General features: G+C 67.3%; 16 protein-coding genes. 13 read left to right on the top strand and 3 right to left on the bottom strand.

All coding sequences use genetic code 11. The annotated features are described in order from the left end of the window. Positions 1–141 precede the first annotated feature (141 nt). The 4 genes from pdxR to fusA all read left to right on the top strand — a co-directional run bounded on the left by pdxR (position 142) and on the right by fusA (position 6,051). On the top strand, positions 142–1,680 hold the full coding sequence (gene pdxR / locus LDO29_RS08095) for a MocR-like pyridoxine biosynthesis transcription factor PdxR (RefSeq protein ID WP_224079279.1): 1,539 nt from the start codon (positions 142–144) through the stop codon (positions 1,678–1,680). Positions 1,681–1,947: 267 nt separating this feature from the next. Further along, positions 1,948–2,352: a nuclear transport factor 2 family protein gene (locus LDO29_RS08090; RefSeq protein WP_224079278.1), complete on the top strand. Its 405-nt coding sequence runs from the start codon at positions 1,948–1,950 to the stop codon at positions 2,350–2,352. Positions 2,353–2,368: 16 nt separating this feature from the next. Continuing rightward, positions 2,369–3,811, top strand: a complete 1,443-nt coding sequence (locus LDO29_RS08085; protein WP_224079277.1) for an NAD(P)/FAD-dependent oxidoreductase — start codon at positions 2,369–2,371, stop codon at positions 3,809–3,811. Positions 3,812–3,984: 173 nt separating this feature from the next. Continuing rightward, on the top strand, positions 3,985–6,051 hold the full coding sequence (fusA, locus tag LDO29_RS08080) for an elongation factor G (protein WP_224079276.1): 2,067 nt from the start codon (positions 3,985–3,987) through the stop codon (positions 6,049–6,051). A gap of 22 nt (positions 6,052–6,073) precedes the next feature. On the opposite strand, the gene LDO29_RS08075 is transcribed toward fusA, so the two are convergent. After that, on the bottom strand, positions 6,074–6,991 hold the full coding sequence (locus LDO29_RS08075) for an ATP adenylyltransferase family protein (RefSeq protein ID WP_224079275.1): 918 nt from the start codon (positions 6,989–6,991) through the stop codon (positions 6,074–6,076). A gap of 120 nt (positions 6,992–7,111) precedes the next feature. Between LDO29_RS08075 and LDO29_RS08070 the strand changes: the two genes are divergently transcribed. Next, the gene (locus LDO29_RS08070) at positions 7,112–8,056 is read left to right on the top strand and encodes a LysR family transcriptional regulator (protein WP_224079274.1); all 945 of its coding nucleotides are present in this window, start codon (positions 7,112–7,114) and stop codon (positions 8,054–8,056) included. Here LDO29_RS08070 and LDO29_RS08065 read toward each other — a convergent pair. Continuing rightward, positions 8,043–8,375 carry a hypothetical protein gene (locus LDO29_RS08065; RefSeq protein ID WP_224079273.1) on the bottom strand — a complete coding sequence of 111 codons (333 nt, stop codon included), beginning with the start codon at positions 8,373–8,375 and terminating at the stop codon, positions 8,043–8,045. The genes LDO29_RS08070 and LDO29_RS08065 overlap by 14 nt on opposite strands. A gap of 363 nt (positions 8,376–8,738) precedes the next feature. Here LDO29_RS08065 and LDO29_RS08060 point away from each other — a divergent pair, with 363 nt between their 5' ends. The 7 genes from LDO29_RS08060 to LDO29_RS08030 all read left to right on the top strand — a co-directional run bounded on the left by LDO29_RS08060 (position 8,739) and on the right by LDO29_RS08030 (position 14,870). After that, entirely contained in the window at positions 8,739–9,092 is a 354-nt protein-coding gene (locus tag LDO29_RS08060; RefSeq protein ID WP_224079272.1) for a Zn-ribbon domain-containing OB-fold protein, read from the top strand. Positions 9,093–9,111: 19 nt separating this feature from the next. Continuing rightward, positions 9,112–10,257: a thiolase family protein gene (locus LDO29_RS08055; RefSeq protein WP_224079271.1), complete on the top strand. Its 1,146-nt coding sequence runs from the start codon at positions 9,112–9,114 to the stop codon at positions 10,255–10,257. Between the two features lies 1 nt (position 10,258). Continuing rightward, positions 10,259–11,023 (top strand): SDR family NAD(P)-dependent oxidoreductase, encoded by a 765-nt coding sequence (locus tag LDO29_RS08050; RefSeq protein WP_224079270.1) that lies wholly within the window; start codon positions 10,259–10,261, stop codon positions 11,021–11,023. 10 nt (positions 11,024–11,033) lie between these two features. Beyond that, positions 11,034–11,837: an enoyl-CoA hydratase/isomerase family protein gene (locus LDO29_RS08045; protein ID WP_224079269.1), complete on the top strand. Its 804-nt coding sequence runs from the start codon at positions 11,034–11,036 to the stop codon at positions 11,835–11,837. Positions 11,838–11,876: 39 nt separating this feature from the next. Then, positions 11,877–12,872, top strand: coding sequence for a tripartite tricarboxylate transporter substrate binding protein (locus tag LDO29_RS08040; protein WP_224079268.1), 996 nt, complete (start codon positions 11,877–11,879; stop codon positions 12,870–12,872). A gap of 64 nt (positions 12,873–12,936) precedes the next feature. Continuing rightward, positions 12,937–14,181 carry a CaiB/BaiF CoA transferase family protein gene (locus LDO29_RS08035; RefSeq protein WP_224079267.1) on the top strand — a complete coding sequence of 415 codons (1,245 nt, stop codon included), beginning with the start codon at positions 12,937–12,939 and terminating at the stop codon, positions 14,179–14,181. Next, entirely contained in the window at positions 14,178–14,870 is a 693-nt protein-coding gene (locus tag LDO29_RS08030; protein WP_224079266.1) for a nitroreductase, read from the top strand. Before LDO29_RS08035 ends, LDO29_RS08030 begins: the two co-directional genes overlap by 4 nt. Positions 14,871–14,872: 2 nt before the next feature. Here the strand turns inward: LDO29_RS08030 and gcvA are convergent, their stop codons facing one another. Next, a complete protein-coding gene (gene gcvA, locus LDO29_RS08025; RefSeq protein WP_224079265.1) occupies positions 14,873–15,769 on the bottom strand; it encodes a transcriptional regulator GcvA in 897 nt (298 codons plus the stop codon). A gap of 200 nt (positions 15,770–15,969) precedes the next feature. Between gcvA and LDO29_RS08020 the strand changes: the two genes are divergently transcribed. Next, the gene (locus LDO29_RS08020; protein WP_224079264.1) at positions 15,970–16,866 is read left to right on the top strand and encodes an oxidoreductase; all 897 of its coding nucleotides are present in this window, start codon (positions 15,970–15,972) and stop codon (positions 16,864–16,866) included. The last annotated feature ends 41 nt before the right edge of the window (positions 16,867–16,907 follow it).

Genomic DNA, 16,907 nt, shown 5'->3' with positions numbered 1-16,907 from the left:
AGCCGCCAGGCGACGCGTTTCTTGCCTACTTCTTGTCGCTCGGACAAGAAGTAACTCGCCGGCTACGCCGGCGAAACAGCAGCGCCCGCCAAGAGCGACAACCCAACAACAAAACCAATCGATCAATAAACAAACCACCTTATGACCACCAAGCTGACCCCCCCAATGTGGGACCAGCTCTTCCAGCAACACGCCCACTCCGGCCTGAGCCTGCAAGGCAAGATCCGTCAGATGCTGGTCTCCGCGATCCTGGACGAACAGCTCCCGCAGGGCGTCCCGCTGCCGAGCAGCCGCGAGATGTCCGCGCAGCTGCGCGTGGCCCGCAATACGGTGGTGCTGGCCTACCAGCAGCTCGTGGACGAGGGCTATCTGATCTCCCGCGAACGCAGCGGCTATTTCGTCAACCCTGAAATTCTTGGCGCACGCGTGAGCGGCGTGGCTTCGCTGCGCGGCACGCCAACCCCCGACACACATGGCAGCGCACGCCCCGACTGGGACCGCCGCTTCGTCTTCCGCCCCACCCACCAGCGCAATATCGTCAAGCGCCACAACTGGCGCGATTACCCCTACCCGTTCATCTACGGCCAGTACGACCCCGTGCTGTTCCCCACCGCCGACTGGCGCGAGTGCTGCCTGAAGGCGTTGAGCGTACTCGACATCCACGAATGGGCGCAGGACATGATCGTGCGCGACGACGAGTCGCTGGTGCAGCAGATCCGCACGCGCGTGCTGCCGCGCCGCGGCGTATGGGCCGGGGCCGATGAGATCGTGATCACCGTGGGCGCGCAGCAGGCGCTCTACCTGCTGTCCGACCTGCTGGCCAGCCCCGACACCCCCGTGGGTATCGAGGAACCGGGCTACCCGGACGCGCGCAATATCTTCGGCCGCCATACCTCGAAGCTGATCCCTCTGCCCATCGATGCCGAGGGCGTGGTGCCGTCCGATGCGCTGCGCGCGTGCGACTACGTCTACGTCACGCCCAGCCACCAGTGCCCCACCACGGTCACCATGCCGCTGGCGCGCCGGCAAGCGCTGCTGCGGCAGGCGGAAGAAGCGGATTTCGTGCTGATCGAAGACGACTACGAAAGCGAAAGCCGCTTCGAAGGCGACCCCACGCCCACGCTGAAAAGCCTGGACCGCAACAACCGCGTGATCTACGTGGGCAGCCTGTCGAAGAGCCTGGCGCCGGGGCTGCGCATCGGATACATCGTCGGCCCCGCCGAGCTGATCGCCGAACTGCGCGGCGCGCGCCGGCTGATGCTGCGGCACCCATCCGCCTATATCCAGCGCGCGTTCTCGCTATTCCTGTCGCTGGGACACTATGACGCGCATCTGCGCCGCCTGTCCGCCGCGCACCGGGCGCGCGCGGAAACGGTGCTGGCGGCACTGGCCGCCCACATGCCCGAGTTCCGCCCCGTGCCCATTGCCGGTGGCGCTTCGTGCTGGATCGAAGGCCCGGCATGGCTGGACGCCGATGCGCTGGCGCGCCTCGCGGAATTGCAAGGCGTGCTGATCGAGCCGGGCAGCGTGTTCTTCATGGGCGAACCGGCGCCGCGCAATGGCTTCCGCCTCGGCTATTCGTCCATCTCGCCGGAGCGCATCGAGCCCGGTATCCAGGTGCTGGCCAGCGTGGCACGCGAACTGCACGCAGCACTACCAGCGCGTACCTCGGCAGCCTGAATTCTCGTTCAGGATGGCCCTGCCCCATCCGTCGTCCCCGCGCACGCGGGGACCCAGCGTCTTTCCGCTCCTGGTGTGCGTCCAAAGACGCCAGGCTTCCGCATGCGCAGGAGCGACGCCATATTCATTCGAACCTGGCCCAGCCACTGGCCCAAGCGATTCCCGCCAACTGGTCCTACAGCGCAACGCGCGGTCTCCCTATTCTCAGGTCATGGCCGATGCGCGGCCCCTGCCGCCGCATCGTCACGCGATACCAAGGAGACCCAAATGAGCAAGCCCAGCACCAACCCGGTCGGTACCGACCTCCTGCAAGCCTTCAACGACGCCTGGAACCGCCACGACATCGACGCGCTGATGGGCTTCATGGCCGATGACTGCGCTTTCCATGGCGTGGCCGGCGGCGAACTGCTCGGGCGCAGCTTTATCGGCCGCGACGCCGTGCGCGAAGGCTTCGTGCTGGCCTGGCAGACCTTTCCCGATGCCTCGTGGACCGAAGGCGAGCATTTCGTGTCCGGCGACCGCGGCGTCAGCGAATCGACCTTCCGCGGCACCCGTGCCGACGGCGCGCGCATCGAGGCGCGCATGGTGGACGTGTTCACCTTCCGCGACGGCAAGATCGCGGTGAAGAACGCCTACCGCAAGGACCGTCCGCCGGTAAGCAACGCGGCCTGAGCACCGGAGACGCGCCATGGAAGCTGTAGCCACCCGCAACATCCTCACCGGCGGCAACGCCACCGCACCGTCGCGGCCGTACGACCCCGCCTACGACCCGCTGCGCACGCCCACGCCGGGCCAGGGGCGCGAATACGCGCCGACCTACTGGATCGGCACTGCCGGCGAGCCCCCGGCCGATGACGGCCCCGTCACGCACGACATCGACGTGGATGTCGCCATCATCGGCTCCGGCTTCACCGGGCTGACCTGCGCCATCTTCCTGGCGCAGGAACACGGCATCAAGGCCACCGTGCTCGAAGCCAACCGCGTGAGCTGGGGCTGCAGCACGCGCAACGGCGGGCAGGCGCAGTGCGCGTCGGGTCGGCTCAAGCGCTCGCAGTGGATCCAGCGCTACGGCCTGGACACGGCGCTGCGCCTGCACGAGGAGGTCTGCGACGGCATGCAGACCTTCAAGGACCTGATCAAGGATATCGACTGCGACCCGCAGCCGGGCGGCCACCTGTACATCGCCCACCGCGACAAGGCCATGCCCGCGCTGGAAAAGGAAGCAAAGGTCCTGCGCGAAGTCTTCAAGTACGACGCGCGCATCTTCGACGCCGACACCGTGCGGCGCGAATATGTCGACGACAAGGAAGCCGCCGGCGCCATGCATGAGCCCGAGGGCATCGGCATCCACGCCGGCAAGCTCGCCTTCGGCTACCTGCGCCGCGCGCGCGAGCTAGGCGTCAAGGTACATCCGTCCAGCCCCGTGACCGGCTGGGAGACCCGCAATGGCGTGCACTACCTGCGCACACCGGGCGGCATCGTGCGCGCCCGCGCGGTTGGCGTGGCCACCGGCGGCTACACCTCGCAGTCGCTACACCCGCAACTCAAGAACCGGCTGTTCCCGATCCTGTCGAACTCGATCGTCACGCGCGTGCTGACGCCGGCCGAGATCGAAGCGTGCAATTTCCGCACGCACCAGGTCATCACGGACACCCGCATCCTGCGCCACTACTACCGCCTGATGCCCGACGGCCGCCTGCAGATCGGCAGCCGCAGCGCCATCACCGGCAATGATGCACCGCAGGAGCAGTACCGCCAGAAGCTGGTCGACGACATGTACCGCAAGTTCCCGGCGCTGCGCGGCATCCAGGTCGACTACTCCTGGTGGGGCTGGGTCGACGTGAGCCACGACATGATGCCGCGCATCACGCAGCCCGATCCGGCGCAGTCGATCTACTATGCGATGGGCTATGGCGGCAACGGCGTGATGTATTCCGCGCAGGCCGGCAAGCGGCTGGCGGCGCTGATCGCCGGGAAAGGCGCGTCACTGCCGCCGTTGCCGATCTTCCGCTCGGCGTTGCCCTTCCCGAATGTGCGTGAAATGGTGGAATCGCAAATGTTTGCCCCGTTCCGCCGGTTCGGCCAGCGGTTCCTGTATCACTGGTATCACCTGAAGGACGAAGTCATTTGAAGTGCCGGCCGGCAGTCGATGCTGCAATGCAGCGTGTCCTGCCGGCCCGCTTCCATGTGACCGGCACGGAACACCTTTGTCTGTTGCCGCCCCTTCGGCGCCCGCGCACATATGGTGCTTCCGGCAATTTTCGCCAATAATGGCCAGACTGCCATTGCCGGACGAGAGCTGCCATGCACTACAGTCCCGACGCAATTCGTACCATTGCCCTGCTCGGCCATGCGGGGTGCGGCAAGACCTCGCTGGCCGAAACGCTGCTGCACCGGGGAGGCGCCCTGCATGCCCCAGGCAGCGTCGAGCGGGGCTCCACGGTCAGCGACTTCGACCCGCTCGAGCGCAAATACCACCACTCCCTCACCTCCGCAGTCCTGCACGTCGATTTCCGCAACACCCGCATCTACCTGGTCGATACCCCGGGCTACCCCGATTTCTCCGGTCAAGCCATCAGCGCGCTGCCTGCGGTGGAAACCGCGGCCATCGTCATCAATGCCCAGACCGGCATCGAGATGACCACGCGGCGCGCCATGGCCTGGGCCCAGGCGCGCAAGCTGTGCCGGATGATCATCGTCAACGGCATCGATGGCGAGAAGGTGGACTTGCCCGCGCTGCTGGCCGACATCCAGGAAGCCTTCGGCAAGGAATGCCTGCCCATCAACCTGCCGGCCGCACACGGCAGCCAGGTGGTGGACTGCTTCTTCAACCCCGCCGGGGAATCGGACTTCCTGACTGTTTCTGCCGCGCATGATGCGCTGGTGGACCAGGTAATCGAGATCGACCCCGAGCTGATGGAGCTCTACCTGGAGCAGGGCGAAGCCATCCAGCCCGAGCAGTTGCACGCGCCATTCGAGCGCGCGCTGCGCGAAGGGCACCTGGTGCCGATCTGCTTCACCTCCGCTGCCACCGGCGCGGGCGTGCCCGAGCTGCTGGATGCCTTCGTGCGGCTGCTGCCGAACCCGACCGAGGGCAATCCGCCGCTGTTCTACCGCAGTGTCGGCGAAGGCAGCGACGGCGGCGAGCGCAAGAAGGAAGTACGTGCCGAACCCGTGCCCGACAAGCACGTGCTGGCGCACGTCTTCAAGATCGTCATGGATCCCTACGTCGGCAAGATGGCCGTGTTCCGGATCCACCAGGGCACGGTCACGCGCGACAGCCAGCTCTACATCGGCGATGCGCGCCAGCCGTTCAAGGTGGCGCACCTGTTGCTGTTGCAAGGCAAGGAACACGAAGAAGTCCCGCGCGCGGGCCCCGGCGACATCTGCGCGGTCGCCAAGGTCGACGAGATCGGCTTTGATGCCGTGCTGCACGATGCCACCGAAGACGGCAACATCCACCTGATCCCGCTGGAGTTTCCGACGCCCATCTATGGCCTGGCCATCGAACCGGCGCGGCGCGGCAACGAACAGCGCATGGCCGAAGTCCTGCACAAGCTGGCCGCCGAAGACCCGTGCCTGCGCATCGAACACCCCGCCGGCACCAACGAGACCGTGCTGCTGGGCCTGGGCGAATTCCACCTGCGTTGCCTGCTTGAGCGCCTGACCGAGCAGTACAAGCTGGAGGTGGTCACCCGTCCGCCGCGGATCGCGTACCGCGAGACCATCGGCGGTTCGGCCGAAGGCCATCATCGCCACAAGAAACAGACCGGCGGCGCGGGTCAGTTCGGCGAGGTGATGCTGCGCGTGGAGCCACTGCCGCGCGGCGAAGGCTTCGAGTTCGTCGATGCAGTCAAGGGCGGCGCGATCCCCGGGCAGTTCATTCCGGCCGTGGAAAAAGGCATCCGCCAGGCGCTGGAAAGCGGGCCGCTGGCCGGCTTCCCGATGCAGGACGTGCGCGTCACGGTGCTGGACGGCAAGAGCCACCCGGTCGACTCCAAGGAAGTGGCATTCGCCACCGCCGGCCGCAAGGCGTTTATCGACGCCGTGCTCAAGGCCCGGCCCAGCGTACTGGAACCGGTGGTCGACATCGAGCTGATGATGCCCGACTCCGCCATGGGCGACGTGATTGGCGACCTCTCGTCCAAGCGTGGCCAGGTCCATGGCACGCGTACCGGCGCAGCCAACACGGTGATCGTGGCCGGCAAGGTGCCGCTGTCCGAACTCAATGACTACCAGTCGCGCCTGAACAGCCTGACCGGCGGCCATGGCAGCTACACCATCCAGTTCAGCCACTACGAGGGCGTGCCGCCCGGGCAGCAGGAGAAAATGGCGGCCAAGCACAAGGCGCAGGGTGACAACGGCGGCTGATGGCGGCTGACGGCGGGTAGCCTCAGGCCTCATTTGGCCGCGCTACGCCTGCGGCCCGCCGCAGCATGGTCATCGGGCCGAGTTGCTCGACGGTGTGCATCTGCGCGGCGTCGCGCACGAACAGCGTGCCCGCGTATGCCAGCGCGTTCAGAGCAACGCCCTCCACGGCCCCCGCGCATCTGGGCACCAGCAGCATGCCTTCCTGCATCACAAGCAGGTTGTAGGGCGCCGACTGGTGCAGTTCACCCGCCACTTCCACCGTGCCGAGCCCGGCGGTGCCGAGCAGCTCGCGATAGCGCTCGCAAGCAATGCGGGCCCGCTCACCTGCCGGCACGCCCTTCAGGTCCAGCGCCATATACGCGTGCGCAAAATCCAGGCCCGGTACCATGCAGGGCACTCCTGTCCTGGTGAAAGCCGAAGCCAGCAGGGGCGCAATGGGCAGCGGCGGGCCCTCTGCCGTGAGCGGCACCGTCTGCAGGTGCTTGTGCGGCTGGCTTGCACCGGCAAGCTGCCCGCCGTTGTAGAAGCCCAGGCAGGGGTACTCGGCCATGCAGGCCAGCAGCGCCGAGAAATCCGCTACGGTAAGCAGCGCTTCCTGAGGTGCAAAGCGACGGGTCACGATCAGCAGGTGGTAGTCGATGACGCTGAACTTGTTGAGCACCGCCAGATGGTCGTCGGAAATAGCCCCAATCACCAGGTCGGGATCACAAGGCAGGAACGGATCGGCCTGTGCGCGCCCCGCCCCCGCCACGCACTGCTGCCTGGCCGACTCCTTGCGGGCCAGGCTGGATACCTGACGCACAAGGAAGCGCACGCCGGCATCATCGATCACCGAAGCCGTCGTCTCGATGGGCCGGAGCGCGCCACAGGCCAGCGCGTGCGAGGCCTGCCGCACCACGGCAGGCCACAGCGTGCCCGGGGGCAGCGGGGAACAGGCCATCTTGGGTACCCCCTTGTGTCCTGATCTCGTTATAGTCCAACGACATCTGAGCGACGGAGCGCGCGATTCTCACCTCGTCCGCACTATGATGGGTCTGTTCGCAACCAACGGTTCCTGATCATGGACAAGGCCCGAGTCGTTACCCTGTTCCTCGGCGTGGTGCGCGCCGGGAGCTTTCGTCGCGCCGCCATGGAAGCAGACATTACCCCTCAGGCCGTCAGCAAGGCGATACGCACGCTGGAAGCGGAGCTGGGTGTCCGGCTACTGCACCGGACCACACGCAAGCTCAGCCTGACTACCGAAGGCGCAAGGCTCTTCGAGTTGGCCGCGCCGGGCATGCGTCTGCTGGACGAGGCATTGGAGCAGGTCCGCAGCAGCCTGAGCGAGAACGACGGCATGATCCGCATTACCGCGCCGCCGTCGATCGGCAGCCGTGTCCTGGTGCCGCTGATCCGCGCGTTCCGCGAGAGCTGGCCCGGCATCACCTTCGATGTGGTGCTGAGCGACCTGTTTACCGACCTCGTCGAAGCGCAGATCGATGTCGGGTTCCGCGCCGGCACCAGTCCCGCGCAGAACCTCGTGGCGCGACGGCTGTGTGACCTGCCGCTGGTCATCTGCGCAGCACCTGACTACCTGGCAAGGCATGGCGAACCGACGACGCTGGCAGCGCTGCAGCATCACCAGTGCACGGGCTTTCGGCGGCCAGTGACGGGGCGTATGGTGCCGTGGGAATTGGTGGTGGATGGCAATCAGGTCTATCAGGAAATGCCGGCCGTGACCACGTTCAATGACGTCGAGACCGAGGTCGAAGCGGTGCGCGCCGGGGTGGGAATCGGGCAACTGAGCGCGTACATGGTCCACGCAGATCTGCTTGCCGGCCGGTTAAAGGCAATCCTGCCGGGGCTCAGTGCCGGCAACGTCGGACTGTACATGTACTACCCACAGCGCAGCCGGATGCCGGCACGGGTGCGGCGCTTCGTTGACTTCGTGGCGGAAGCCAGCCGGGGCTCGGAGGATGCCCTGGTGAGGCTGGCAGCCGCCCATCGGGCGACTACGCGGCCGTGATCCTGCAGATCTTCGACAGCATGTAGCCGACACCGGCAATCCGGTGCTCGTGCCGTGGTGCAAAGGCTTTCAGGTGCGCGACGATGCAGCGGTCGATGGCCTTGCAGGCCGCCTCGTCTTCAAATCCTGGCAGGAACGAGATGGAAATGCCCGGCATCGGGTAGTCGAGCAGGCGCGCTTCCGCCATCCGCGTGTAGACGTTGCCGTCGCGGAATTCCGCCGGGATATCCGCCCACTGCGGCAGGAGCTTCGTGGTGCTGCCGGCCAGTTCCGCATCGGTGATGGTGTCCAGGTCAGCACGGGAGATCGAGTAGGTCATGCGGGTTTCGTCCTTCTGAAAACATCGGATTGCGGCGCCATGGGCACAGGCGAACCGACCGCGGCGCCCTATCGCACCGACCAGTCCGCTGTGACAAGACTAGCGCCTGCAGCAATCGGAGCCGCGCAATGCGCGCCAACCACTTTGCAGTTCATGCCAGTGTCGGAAGACGCTCCGGCAGCCTGCTCGCGCCGAGTCCGCTGCCCTGGCTGGCCCTCTCTCCATCTCTCTCGGTTGAGATTTACTCAATCGACAACGCCCGAAATATCGTTTGTACGGAATCGCGCCGGCGACAACCATTACGCACAAGGCCGCGCGCTCACCGATGCACGGCCAGCCGATATCCGACAACAGGAGACTGCCGTGCCAGACCTTCCCTACCCACTGTGGAACCCCGGCCCAGCGCCGCAACTGCAAGCCTCGCGCGATCGCGCCACCGGCGAGTATGTATTCCCCGCCCTGCCCGACGCCTCGCCACTCGCCTCGCGCCATGACGTGGTGCCTGTGACCGGCACGGGCGCGGTGTACAGCTTTACCGTGATCCATCCGAGCCCGAAGAGCGGACTGGCGCCTTATGCGCTCGGCTACGTGGATTTCCCCGGCCCTGTGCGCATCTTCGGACGCCTGCAGGGGACCGACCGCCCCGCCATCGGCCAGCGCTACAGCGCTCAGCCGGACGCCGAATTCGGCTACGTCTTCCTGGCCGTGCCGGCCTGATCCTCAAGAGGTAAGCAAGATGCAGGACATCTACATCCACGGCGGCGCCATGACGCCATTTGGCCGCCACGCTGGCGTGCTCGCGCCGGAACTCGCGCAACAAGCCATCCTCCAGGCGCTGGACGACGCCGGCTTGCAACCGGCCGACATCCAGGCCATCTACTGCGCCAACGTGCTGGGCGGCATGATCCTCGGCCAGCTCATCGTGCGCGACCTGGGCTTTCGCGGCATCCCGGTCTACAACGTCGAGAACGCCTGCGCAAGCGGTGCCACCGGCGTGCACCTGGCACGCCATGCGCTGCTGGCCGGCCAGTACGACACGGTGCTGGTGTTCGGCATCGAGCAGCTCACGGCGCTTGGCGGCGGCACCATCCCGATGCAGCGCAACGATCACAAGACCGACCTCTACGCCAGGGCCGGCATGGTCCTGCCCGCGGTATATGCGATGCGCGGCACGCGCTTCCTGCACGAGCGCGACGCCAGCCCCGCCGACCTGGCCGAGGTAGCCGTGAAGAATCGCCACAACGGCTCGCTGAACCCGTTCGCGCAGCAGCGCACCGGGACCACGGTGGAGGAGGTGCTGGCCTCGCGCATGATCGCCGACCCGCTGACGCTGCTGCAATGCTGCCCTTCACAGGTCGATGGCGCGGCGGCACTGGTGGTCAGCACGAAGCGCCCGGCACGCCACCGTCCGGTGAAGGTGCTCGCCTCGGTGGTCGTCTCCGGCATCCGCGAACAGGCCGACGACGACCTCCTCGATGCCGAGATCACCGCGCGTGCGGCACGGCAGGCCTACGAACAGGCCGGGCTCGGCCCGGAAGACGTCGACGTGGTGGAACTGCACGATGCCTTCACCATTGCCGAGCTGCTGTACTACGAAGCGCTGGGCCTGGCGCCGCACGGCGAAGCCGTAGGGCTGCTGAAATCGGGCGCCACGCGGCTTGGCGGCCGTGTGCCGGTCAACCCGAGCGGCGGCCTGCTGGCCAAGGGGCACCCGCTGGGTGCCACCGGCGTGGCCCAGATGGTGGAGATCCTGTGGCACCTGCAGGGCCGCGCCGGCGACCGGCAGGTCGCCAACGCCCGCGTGGGGCTCACGCAATGTACCGGCGGCGGCATTGCGGGTGTAGACCACGCCGCGTCCTCGGTTCACCTGCTGGGAGTGTGAGATGGCCACGCAAGACTTTGATTCTCCCCACGTCGCCGTGGTCACTGGCGCGGCGCGCGGCATCGGCCTCGGCATCGCGGCGCATCTGGCGCGCGGCGGCCTGACCGTCGCGCTGCTGGACCGCGACGCGGCCACGCTCGATGACACCGTCTCCGCACTCGCCGCCGAGGGCCTGAAGGTCATCGGCGCGGCAGCCGACCTGACCGACTCCGCCGCCGTCAACGAGGCCTTCGCCCGGGTGCAGGCACAGGCGGGCCGCATCGACTGCCTGGTCAACAACGCCGGCGCCGTGCGCGACATGCGCTTCCTGTCCATGCGCGATGAAGACTGGGACCTCGTCATCGATACCAATCTGCGCTCGCAGTTCCTGTGCTGCCGCGCGGCGCTGCCCGGCATGGTCGAGCGCGGCTACGGGCGCGTCGTGAACATCTCGTCGCGTGCGTGGCTGGGCGGCTTCGGCCAGGCCAACTATTCCGCGGCAAAGGGCGGCGTGGTCAGCCTGACGCGCTCGCTCGCGATCGAGTTCGCGGCCAAGGGCATCACCGTCAACGCGGTGGCCCCCGGCATTGTCGATACGCCGCTGTTCCGCGGCTTTGCGCCCGAGGTGCAGGCCAGGCTGCAGAAGTCGGTGCCGGTGCAGCGCATCGGCACGGCGGACGATATTGCCAATGCCGTGGACTTCTTCCTCGACCCGCGCTCGTCCTATGTCACCGGGCAGACGCTCTACGTGTGCGGCGGGCGCAGCCTGTCGTCGCCCAGCGTGTAAGGAGGCCGCCATGACCGTACGCATGGAGATCGACGGCGCGGTGGCCGTCCTGACCCTCGACCGGCCGCAGGCGCTCAATGCGCTGGACGTGTCCGCCCTGCGCGCGCTGCGCGCCCACCTGGCCGAAGTGCGCGACCGCGACGACCTGCGGGCTGCGGTGCTGACCGGTGCCGGCGCACGGGCATTCTGCGCAGGGGCCGACCTGTCCAGCACGCGCACGTCGCCGGCCTCTTACCCGCAGGCACTGTTCCGCGCGCCGGAGCACGCCGCCGACCTGGGCCTCTATATCCGGCTGATGGACCTGTCCGACCTTGGGCTCTGGAAGCCGCTGATCGCCGCAGTGAACGGCCACTGCCTCGGTGCCGGCCTGGAGATAGCGTTGCAATGCGACCTGCGCGTGGCCTCGCAGGCGGCTACATTCGGCCTGCCTGAAGCATCCGTCGGGTCGATTCCGGCGGTCTCCGGCCTGCACCGGCTGCTCAAGGCAGTGCCGTCGGCGCACGCCATGCAGATGGCGCTGACGGGCGAGCGCATCGACGCAGAGCAGGCGCAGTGTATCGGCCTGGTCACGGAGCTGGTCGCGCCCGAGGCGCTGCTTGACCGCGCACTCACGCTGGCCACCAGGATCGCTCGCAACGCGCCGCTGGCCGTACAGGCCATCAAGAAGCTGTCGCGCCAGACGCCTCACCTTGGCGAGAGCGATGCGCAGCAACTCACCGAACTCTACTGGGGCGTACTGCGCGACACCGCCGACCGGCTCGAAGGCCGGCAGGCTTTCGCGGAAAAGCGCCCGCCGCGCTACACGGGCTGCTAAGCCCGGCGCCCACGCACGAACAATCATCAGGAGACAAGCATGTCAGGCATTTCACAACTCGCCCGCACGGCGCTGGCCGGCCTGCTGGCGGCGGCGACCTTCGCCACGCCGGCGCCAGCCGCCGCGCAGGCCTCTTACCCGACACAGAAGCCGATCACGCTGGTGGTGCCGTTCGCCCCCGGTGGCGGCAACGACATCCTCGCGCGGCTGGTCGCGCCGAAGATGAGCAGGCTGCTCGGCCAGACCATCGTGATCGAGAACAAGCCAGGCGCCGGCGGCAACCTCGGCACCGACTACGTCGCGCATGCGGCGCCCGACGGCTATACGCTCGTGATCGCGTCCAGCCAGGTGACCATGAACCCGTTCCTCGGCATGAAGGTGCCGTTCCGGATCGAGCGCGACTTCGAGCCCGTGGGCCTGATCGCCTCGGTGCCGATCATCCTGGTGGTCAACGGCGACCAGCCGTTCCACACGCTCAAGGACTTCATCGGATACACCCACGCCAACCCGGGCAAGATCAGCTACAGCAGCCCCGGCAACGGCACGCCGCAGCATCTCGCCGGCGAGGTCTTCGCGCGGCTGAACAAGACCGAACTCCTGCACGTGCCGTACAAGGGCACCGGCCCTTCCATCACCGACCTGATGGGCGGGCAGGTGCAGGCCTCCTTCGCGACGTTCGCCTCGGCCATCCAGTACGTACGCGCCGGGAAGCTCCGTGCGCTGGGCATTGCCGGCAGCAAGCGCACCACGCTGATGCCCGACCTGCCCACCTTCGCCGAAGCGGGCCTGGCCGGCTATGACGCCGAGCTCTGGTACAGCCTGCTCGCGCCCGCGCAGACGCCCAGGGCCGTGGTCGACAAGGTCAACGCCGCGCTGGTGGCCGCGCTCAAATCCCCGGAGGTGACGGCACAGCTCGCGCAGCAGGGCTTCGAGCCGCACCCGTCCTCGCCGGCGGAACTCAAGGCTTACATCGGCAAGGAGCTGCAACGCTGGCAGCGCGTCATCGAGGGCAACGGCATCAAGGTGGCACTGTGACGGCCGCCAGCGGCACCGCAGCGGAAACCTTCAAGCGATCCACCTCCTTACCTGAGGCACAGACATGTTGCGCAATGCACTGGACGGCCTGACCGTCATCGATTTCACCCAGATCGGGGCTGGCCCGACCTGCACCATGCTGCTGGCGGACATGGGCGCGACAGTCATCAAGGTCGAGCCGCCGGCCGGCGAACTCGGCCGCGGCCTCGGGCCCGGCTGGATCGGTGACGATAGCGCCCTGTTCCACGGCTTCAACCGCAACAAGCTCGGCGTGGCGCTGGACCTCAAGTCAGAGGATGCCGTGGCCGTGGCGCGGCGCCTTGTGGCCGGGGCAGACGTCGTCGTGGAAAGCATGCGGCCCGGCGTGATGGCGCGGCTGGGGCTGGGCTATGCCGAGTTGTCCGCCGACCATCCGTCGCTGGTCTACTGCTCGATTTCTGCCTATGGGCAGGAAGGGCCGTATGCCGACCATGCCGGCGTGGACGGCATCATCCAGGCGGACTCGGGCCTGATGAGCCTGATCGGGCTGCCCGGCGGCGAGCCGTGCAAAGTGCAGGCGCCGGTGGTCGATGTCATGACCGGCTATGTCGCGTGCGTCGGCGTGCTGGCCAGGCTGGCGCAACGCGCACGTGACGGACAGGGCGGACATCTCGACGTCAACCTGCTCAACGCGGCGCTGGTGTTGCAGCAGTCTTCGATGACGAGCTATTTCGCCGACGGCGAACTGCCGGTGCGTGCCGGCAGCGCGGCACCGTATTCGGCGCCGAACCAGGCGTTCGAGACCGCCGATGGCTGGATCATGGTGGCGGCGTACATGCCCGACCGCTGGCGCCGCCTGTGTGAAGTACTGGACCTGCCTGCGCTGGCCGGCGACCCGCGCTTTGCGACGTCGCCGCTGCGCGTAGCCAACCGCGCAGAGATGGTGAAGGAGCTCACCCGCGTCTTCGTGACGCGCGGCACCGATGCCTGGCTGGCGGCACTGCAGGCCGCCGACATCCTGTGCTCGCGCATGGCGACCTATGACGATGTCGCGCGGCATCCGCAGGTCGCCGCGAACCGCATGGTCCGTCATGCCGCACACCCGACGCTCGGCAACATCCGCATGCCCGGCTTCCCGATCAACAGCGCGCAGGAAAACGTGCTGCCCGCACGGCCCGCGCCCGCGTGCGGGCAGGATACGCGCGCCGTGCTGCGCGCAGCCGGCTACAGCAGCGAGGAAATCGACAACCTGCTGGCGCGGCAGGCAATCCACTGCGCCGACGGACATGCGGCGGCAACCCCGTCACCATCCGAAGCTTTCGCATCATGAACCCCACCGACATCCGAGCCGCGCTGCATGCGCGCCGCAGCGTACGCGGTTTCCTCGACACCGCGGTGCCACAGCAGACCGTTGAAGCCATCCTGGCAGATGCCGCGCGCAGCCCCAGCGCCTCGAATACGCAGCCCTGGCGCGTGTACGCATGCACAGGCGAAGTGCGGCGGCAGTTAAGCGAGGAACTGCTGGCCCTGCACCACGCTGGCGGCGGCGGCCATCAGGAGGAGTACGTCTACTACCCTGCCGCGTGGCGCGACCCCTACCTGGCCCGGCGCCGCACGCTCGGCAAGACGCTGTACGGACTGCTGGACATTGCGCGCGGCGACACCGCTGGCATGGCGCGCCAGTATGGGCGCAACTACGCCTTCTTCGGCGCGCCGGTGGGGCTGTTCTTCACTATTGAACGCGATCAGGCGCAGGCGGCATGGCTGGACCTCGGCATGTTCCTGCAGGCTGTGATGCTGGCGGCGCTTGGCCACGGGCTGGCGACCTGCGCGCAGCAAGCGTTCGCGCGATACCACCGCGTCATCCGCGCGCGGTTGGGGATTCCTGACGGCGAGATCGTGGTCTGCGGTATGTCGGTTGGCTATCCTGATCCGCGGGAGCCGGCCAATCGCCTGCGGACGGGACGCGAGCCGGTGGCACAGTTTGCGCACTTTGCCGGCTGGGCGGATGGCGGTTGAAATCAGCCCTGCGTTTCGAACTGCTCCAGCAACCACGTGCGAAACGTCGCCATGCTGGGGCTTTCGCGGCGATCCGCCGGGGTCAGCAGGTAGTAGGTGAATTCGCCCATGTCCACCACCTGCCGGAACGGTGCGACCAGCGTGCCCGCCGACAGGTCTCCCGTCACCAGAAAGCGCTGCGCAATGGCGAACCCCAGCCCTTCGATCGCCGCCGCATAAGCCATCGCCGAACTCTGGTAAGTCATGCCGCCCCGCACATCGACATCGCGGTCCGCGCCGGCAGCACGCAGCCAGTGCGCCCAGTCATCCGGCCGGGCAACCGAGTGCAGCAGCGTGTGGTGCTGCAGGTCGGCCGGCTTCCTGACCTTGCGCGGGCCTGCCAGCAGCGCCGGGCTGCACACTGGCACCAGCACGTTGGACACCAGCCGATAGGCATTCGCCCCCGGCCACTTGCCATCGCCGAGCCGGATCGCCCCGTCGATGTCCTCCTTGCGGAAATCGACCGGATCGAGCGTGGCGGTCAGCAGCACCTCGATGCCCGGATTGGCCGCGTGGAAGCTCGACAGCCGCGGGATCAGCCAGCGCATCGCAAAGGTGGTGTAGGCGCGCACCTTGAGCTGCTTGCGCTTCGCGCGCTTGCCCAGGCGGCGCGTTGCTTCGCGCAGGTCGTCCATGGCGCGCGTCACGGCCCGGTAGTAGTCCTCGCCGGTGCGGGTCAGCGTGATCTGGCGATGACCGCGGTGCAGCAATTGCACGCCCAATCCGTCCTCCAGTGCACGTATCTGGCGGCTGACGGCGCCGGGCGTGACATGCAGTTCCTGCGCCGCGACCGTGATGCTCAGGTGCCGCGCCGCCGCTTCGAAAGCCCGCAGGGCATTGAGAGGAGGGAGTCGATCCATGCCGGCGAGTCTGCCACACGGTTGAATTCTGCTCAACCGAATCGGACGCTCGCCGGACGTATGGACTTGTACCTCGATTAGCAACCATTAGTTGTCGTTGAAACACCATTGGTCGCTCTACTGGCAGCGTTCACGCTCACCTACATTTCCTGCGTGGCCAACGCCATCACCACCCGGAACCCAATGCAAGGAGACTCACCATGTCCAACACCACCAACACCACCAACACGCACGCCACCGCTTCCGCCAGCGCCGGCAAGGTCTGGTTCATCACCGGCGCGTCGCGCGGCTTCGGCCTGGAGATCGCGCGTGCCGCACTGGCCCGCGGCGACCGCGTCGTCGCCACCGCGCGCCGGCCGCAAGCCATCACCGATGTGCTGGGCGAGCAAGACCATCTGCTGGCCGTGGCGCTCGACGTCAACAGCGACGAGCAGGCCATTGCCGCCGCCGACGCTGCCGTGGCCCGCTTCGGCCGGATCGACGTGCTGGTCAACAATGCTGGCTATGGCCTGCTCGGCGCGGTGGAGGAAGCCTCGCGCGAGGAGGTGCAGAACCAGTTCGCGACCAATGTGTTCGGACTGCTGGGCGTAACGCGCGCGGTGCTGCCGCATATGCGCCGCCGGCGCAGCGGCCATGTCATCAACATTTCGTCAATCGGGGGCTATGCGGCCTACCCTGGCTGGGGTGTGTATGGCGCCACCAAGTTCGCCGTGGAAGGCCTGACCGAGGCGCTGGCCGCGGAACTCGCCCCGCTTGGCGTCCATGCCACGGTGGTCGAGCCGGGCTTCTTCCGCACCGACTTCCTGGATGCCAGCTCGCTGGTGCGCGTGGGCGGCGAAATTGCGGAGTACGCGGAGACCGTGGGCGCGATGCGCGGGCACATGGACGCGGCCAATCACCAGCAGCCCGGCGACCCGACCAGGCTGGCGGCGGCATTGTTGACGCTGGCGGATAGCGACACGCCGCCGGTACGCCTGCCGCTCGGCTCGGACACGGTGGCCCGGATCACGGCCAAGAACCGCAACGTGGAAGCAGAACTGGATGCGTGGCACGCAGTGGCCGTCTCCACCGATCTCGCCACGGCTTCGAACTATTGAGCTTTCCCTATTTCACGACAACATCAAAGCAACCACCGTCA

It is taken from the genome of Cupriavidus laharis, from assembly GCF_914271435.1.
Classification (GTDB): Bacteria; Pseudomonadota; Gammaproteobacteria; order Burkholderiales; family Burkholderiaceae; genus Cupriavidus; species Cupriavidus laharis.
Note: the sequence above shows the minus strand (reverse complement) of the source record. Positions and strands in the feature narration are given on the sequence as shown.

What these genes read in the sequence shown, in the direction of transcription:
- pdxR (WP_224079279.1), top strand. Translation starts at nt 142, where the DNA reads ATGACCACCAAGCTGACCCCCCCAATGTGGGACCAGCTCTTCCAGCAA.
- LDO29_RS08090 (WP_224079278.1), top strand. Translation starts at nt 1,948, where the DNA reads ATGAGCAAGCCCAGCACCAACCCGGTCGGTACCGACCTCCTGCAAGCC.
- LDO29_RS08085 (WP_224079277.1), top strand. Translation starts at nt 2,369, where the DNA reads ATGGAAGCTGTAGCCACCCGCAACATCCTCACCGGCGGCAACGCCACC.
- fusA (WP_224079276.1), top strand. Translation starts at nt 3,985, where the DNA reads ATGCACTACAGTCCCGACGCAATTCGTACCATTGCCCTGCTCGGCCAT.
- LDO29_RS08075 (WP_224079275.1), bottom strand. Translation starts at nt 6,991, where the DNA reads ATGGCCTGTTCCCCGCTGCCCCCGGGCACGCTGTGGCCTGCCGTGGTG.
- LDO29_RS08070 (WP_224079274.1), top strand. Translation starts at nt 7,112, where the DNA reads ATGGACAAGGCCCGAGTCGTTACCCTGTTCCTCGGCGTGGTGCGCGCC.
- LDO29_RS08065 (WP_224079273.1), bottom strand. Translation starts at nt 8,375, where the DNA reads ATGACCTACTCGATCTCCCGTGCTGACCTGGACACCATCACCGATGCG.
- LDO29_RS08055 (WP_224079271.1), top strand. Translation starts at nt 9,112, where the DNA reads ATGCAGGACATCTACATCCACGGCGGCGCCATGACGCCATTTGGCCGC.
- LDO29_RS08050 (WP_224079270.1), top strand. Translation starts at nt 10,259, where the DNA reads ATGGCCACGCAAGACTTTGATTCTCCCCACGTCGCCGTGGTCACTGGC.
- LDO29_RS08045 (WP_224079269.1), top strand. Translation starts at nt 11,034, where the DNA reads ATGACCGTACGCATGGAGATCGACGGCGCGGTGGCCGTCCTGACCCTC.
- LDO29_RS08040 (WP_224079268.1), top strand. Translation starts at nt 11,877, where the DNA reads ATGTCAGGCATTTCACAACTCGCCCGCACGGCGCTGGCCGGCCTGCTG.
- LDO29_RS08035 (WP_224079267.1), top strand. Translation starts at nt 12,937, where the DNA reads ATGTTGCGCAATGCACTGGACGGCCTGACCGTCATCGATTTCACCCAG.
- LDO29_RS08030 (WP_224079266.1), top strand. Translation starts at nt 14,178, where the DNA reads ATGAACCCCACCGACATCCGAGCCGCGCTGCATGCGCGCCGCAGCGTA.
- gcvA (WP_224079265.1), bottom strand. Translation starts at nt 15,769, where the DNA reads ATGGATCGACTCCCTCCTCTCAATGCCCTGCGGGCTTTCGAAGCGGCG.
- LDO29_RS08020 (WP_224079264.1), top strand. Translation starts at nt 15,970, where the DNA reads ATGTCCAACACCACCAACACCACCAACACGCACGCCACCGCTTCCGCC.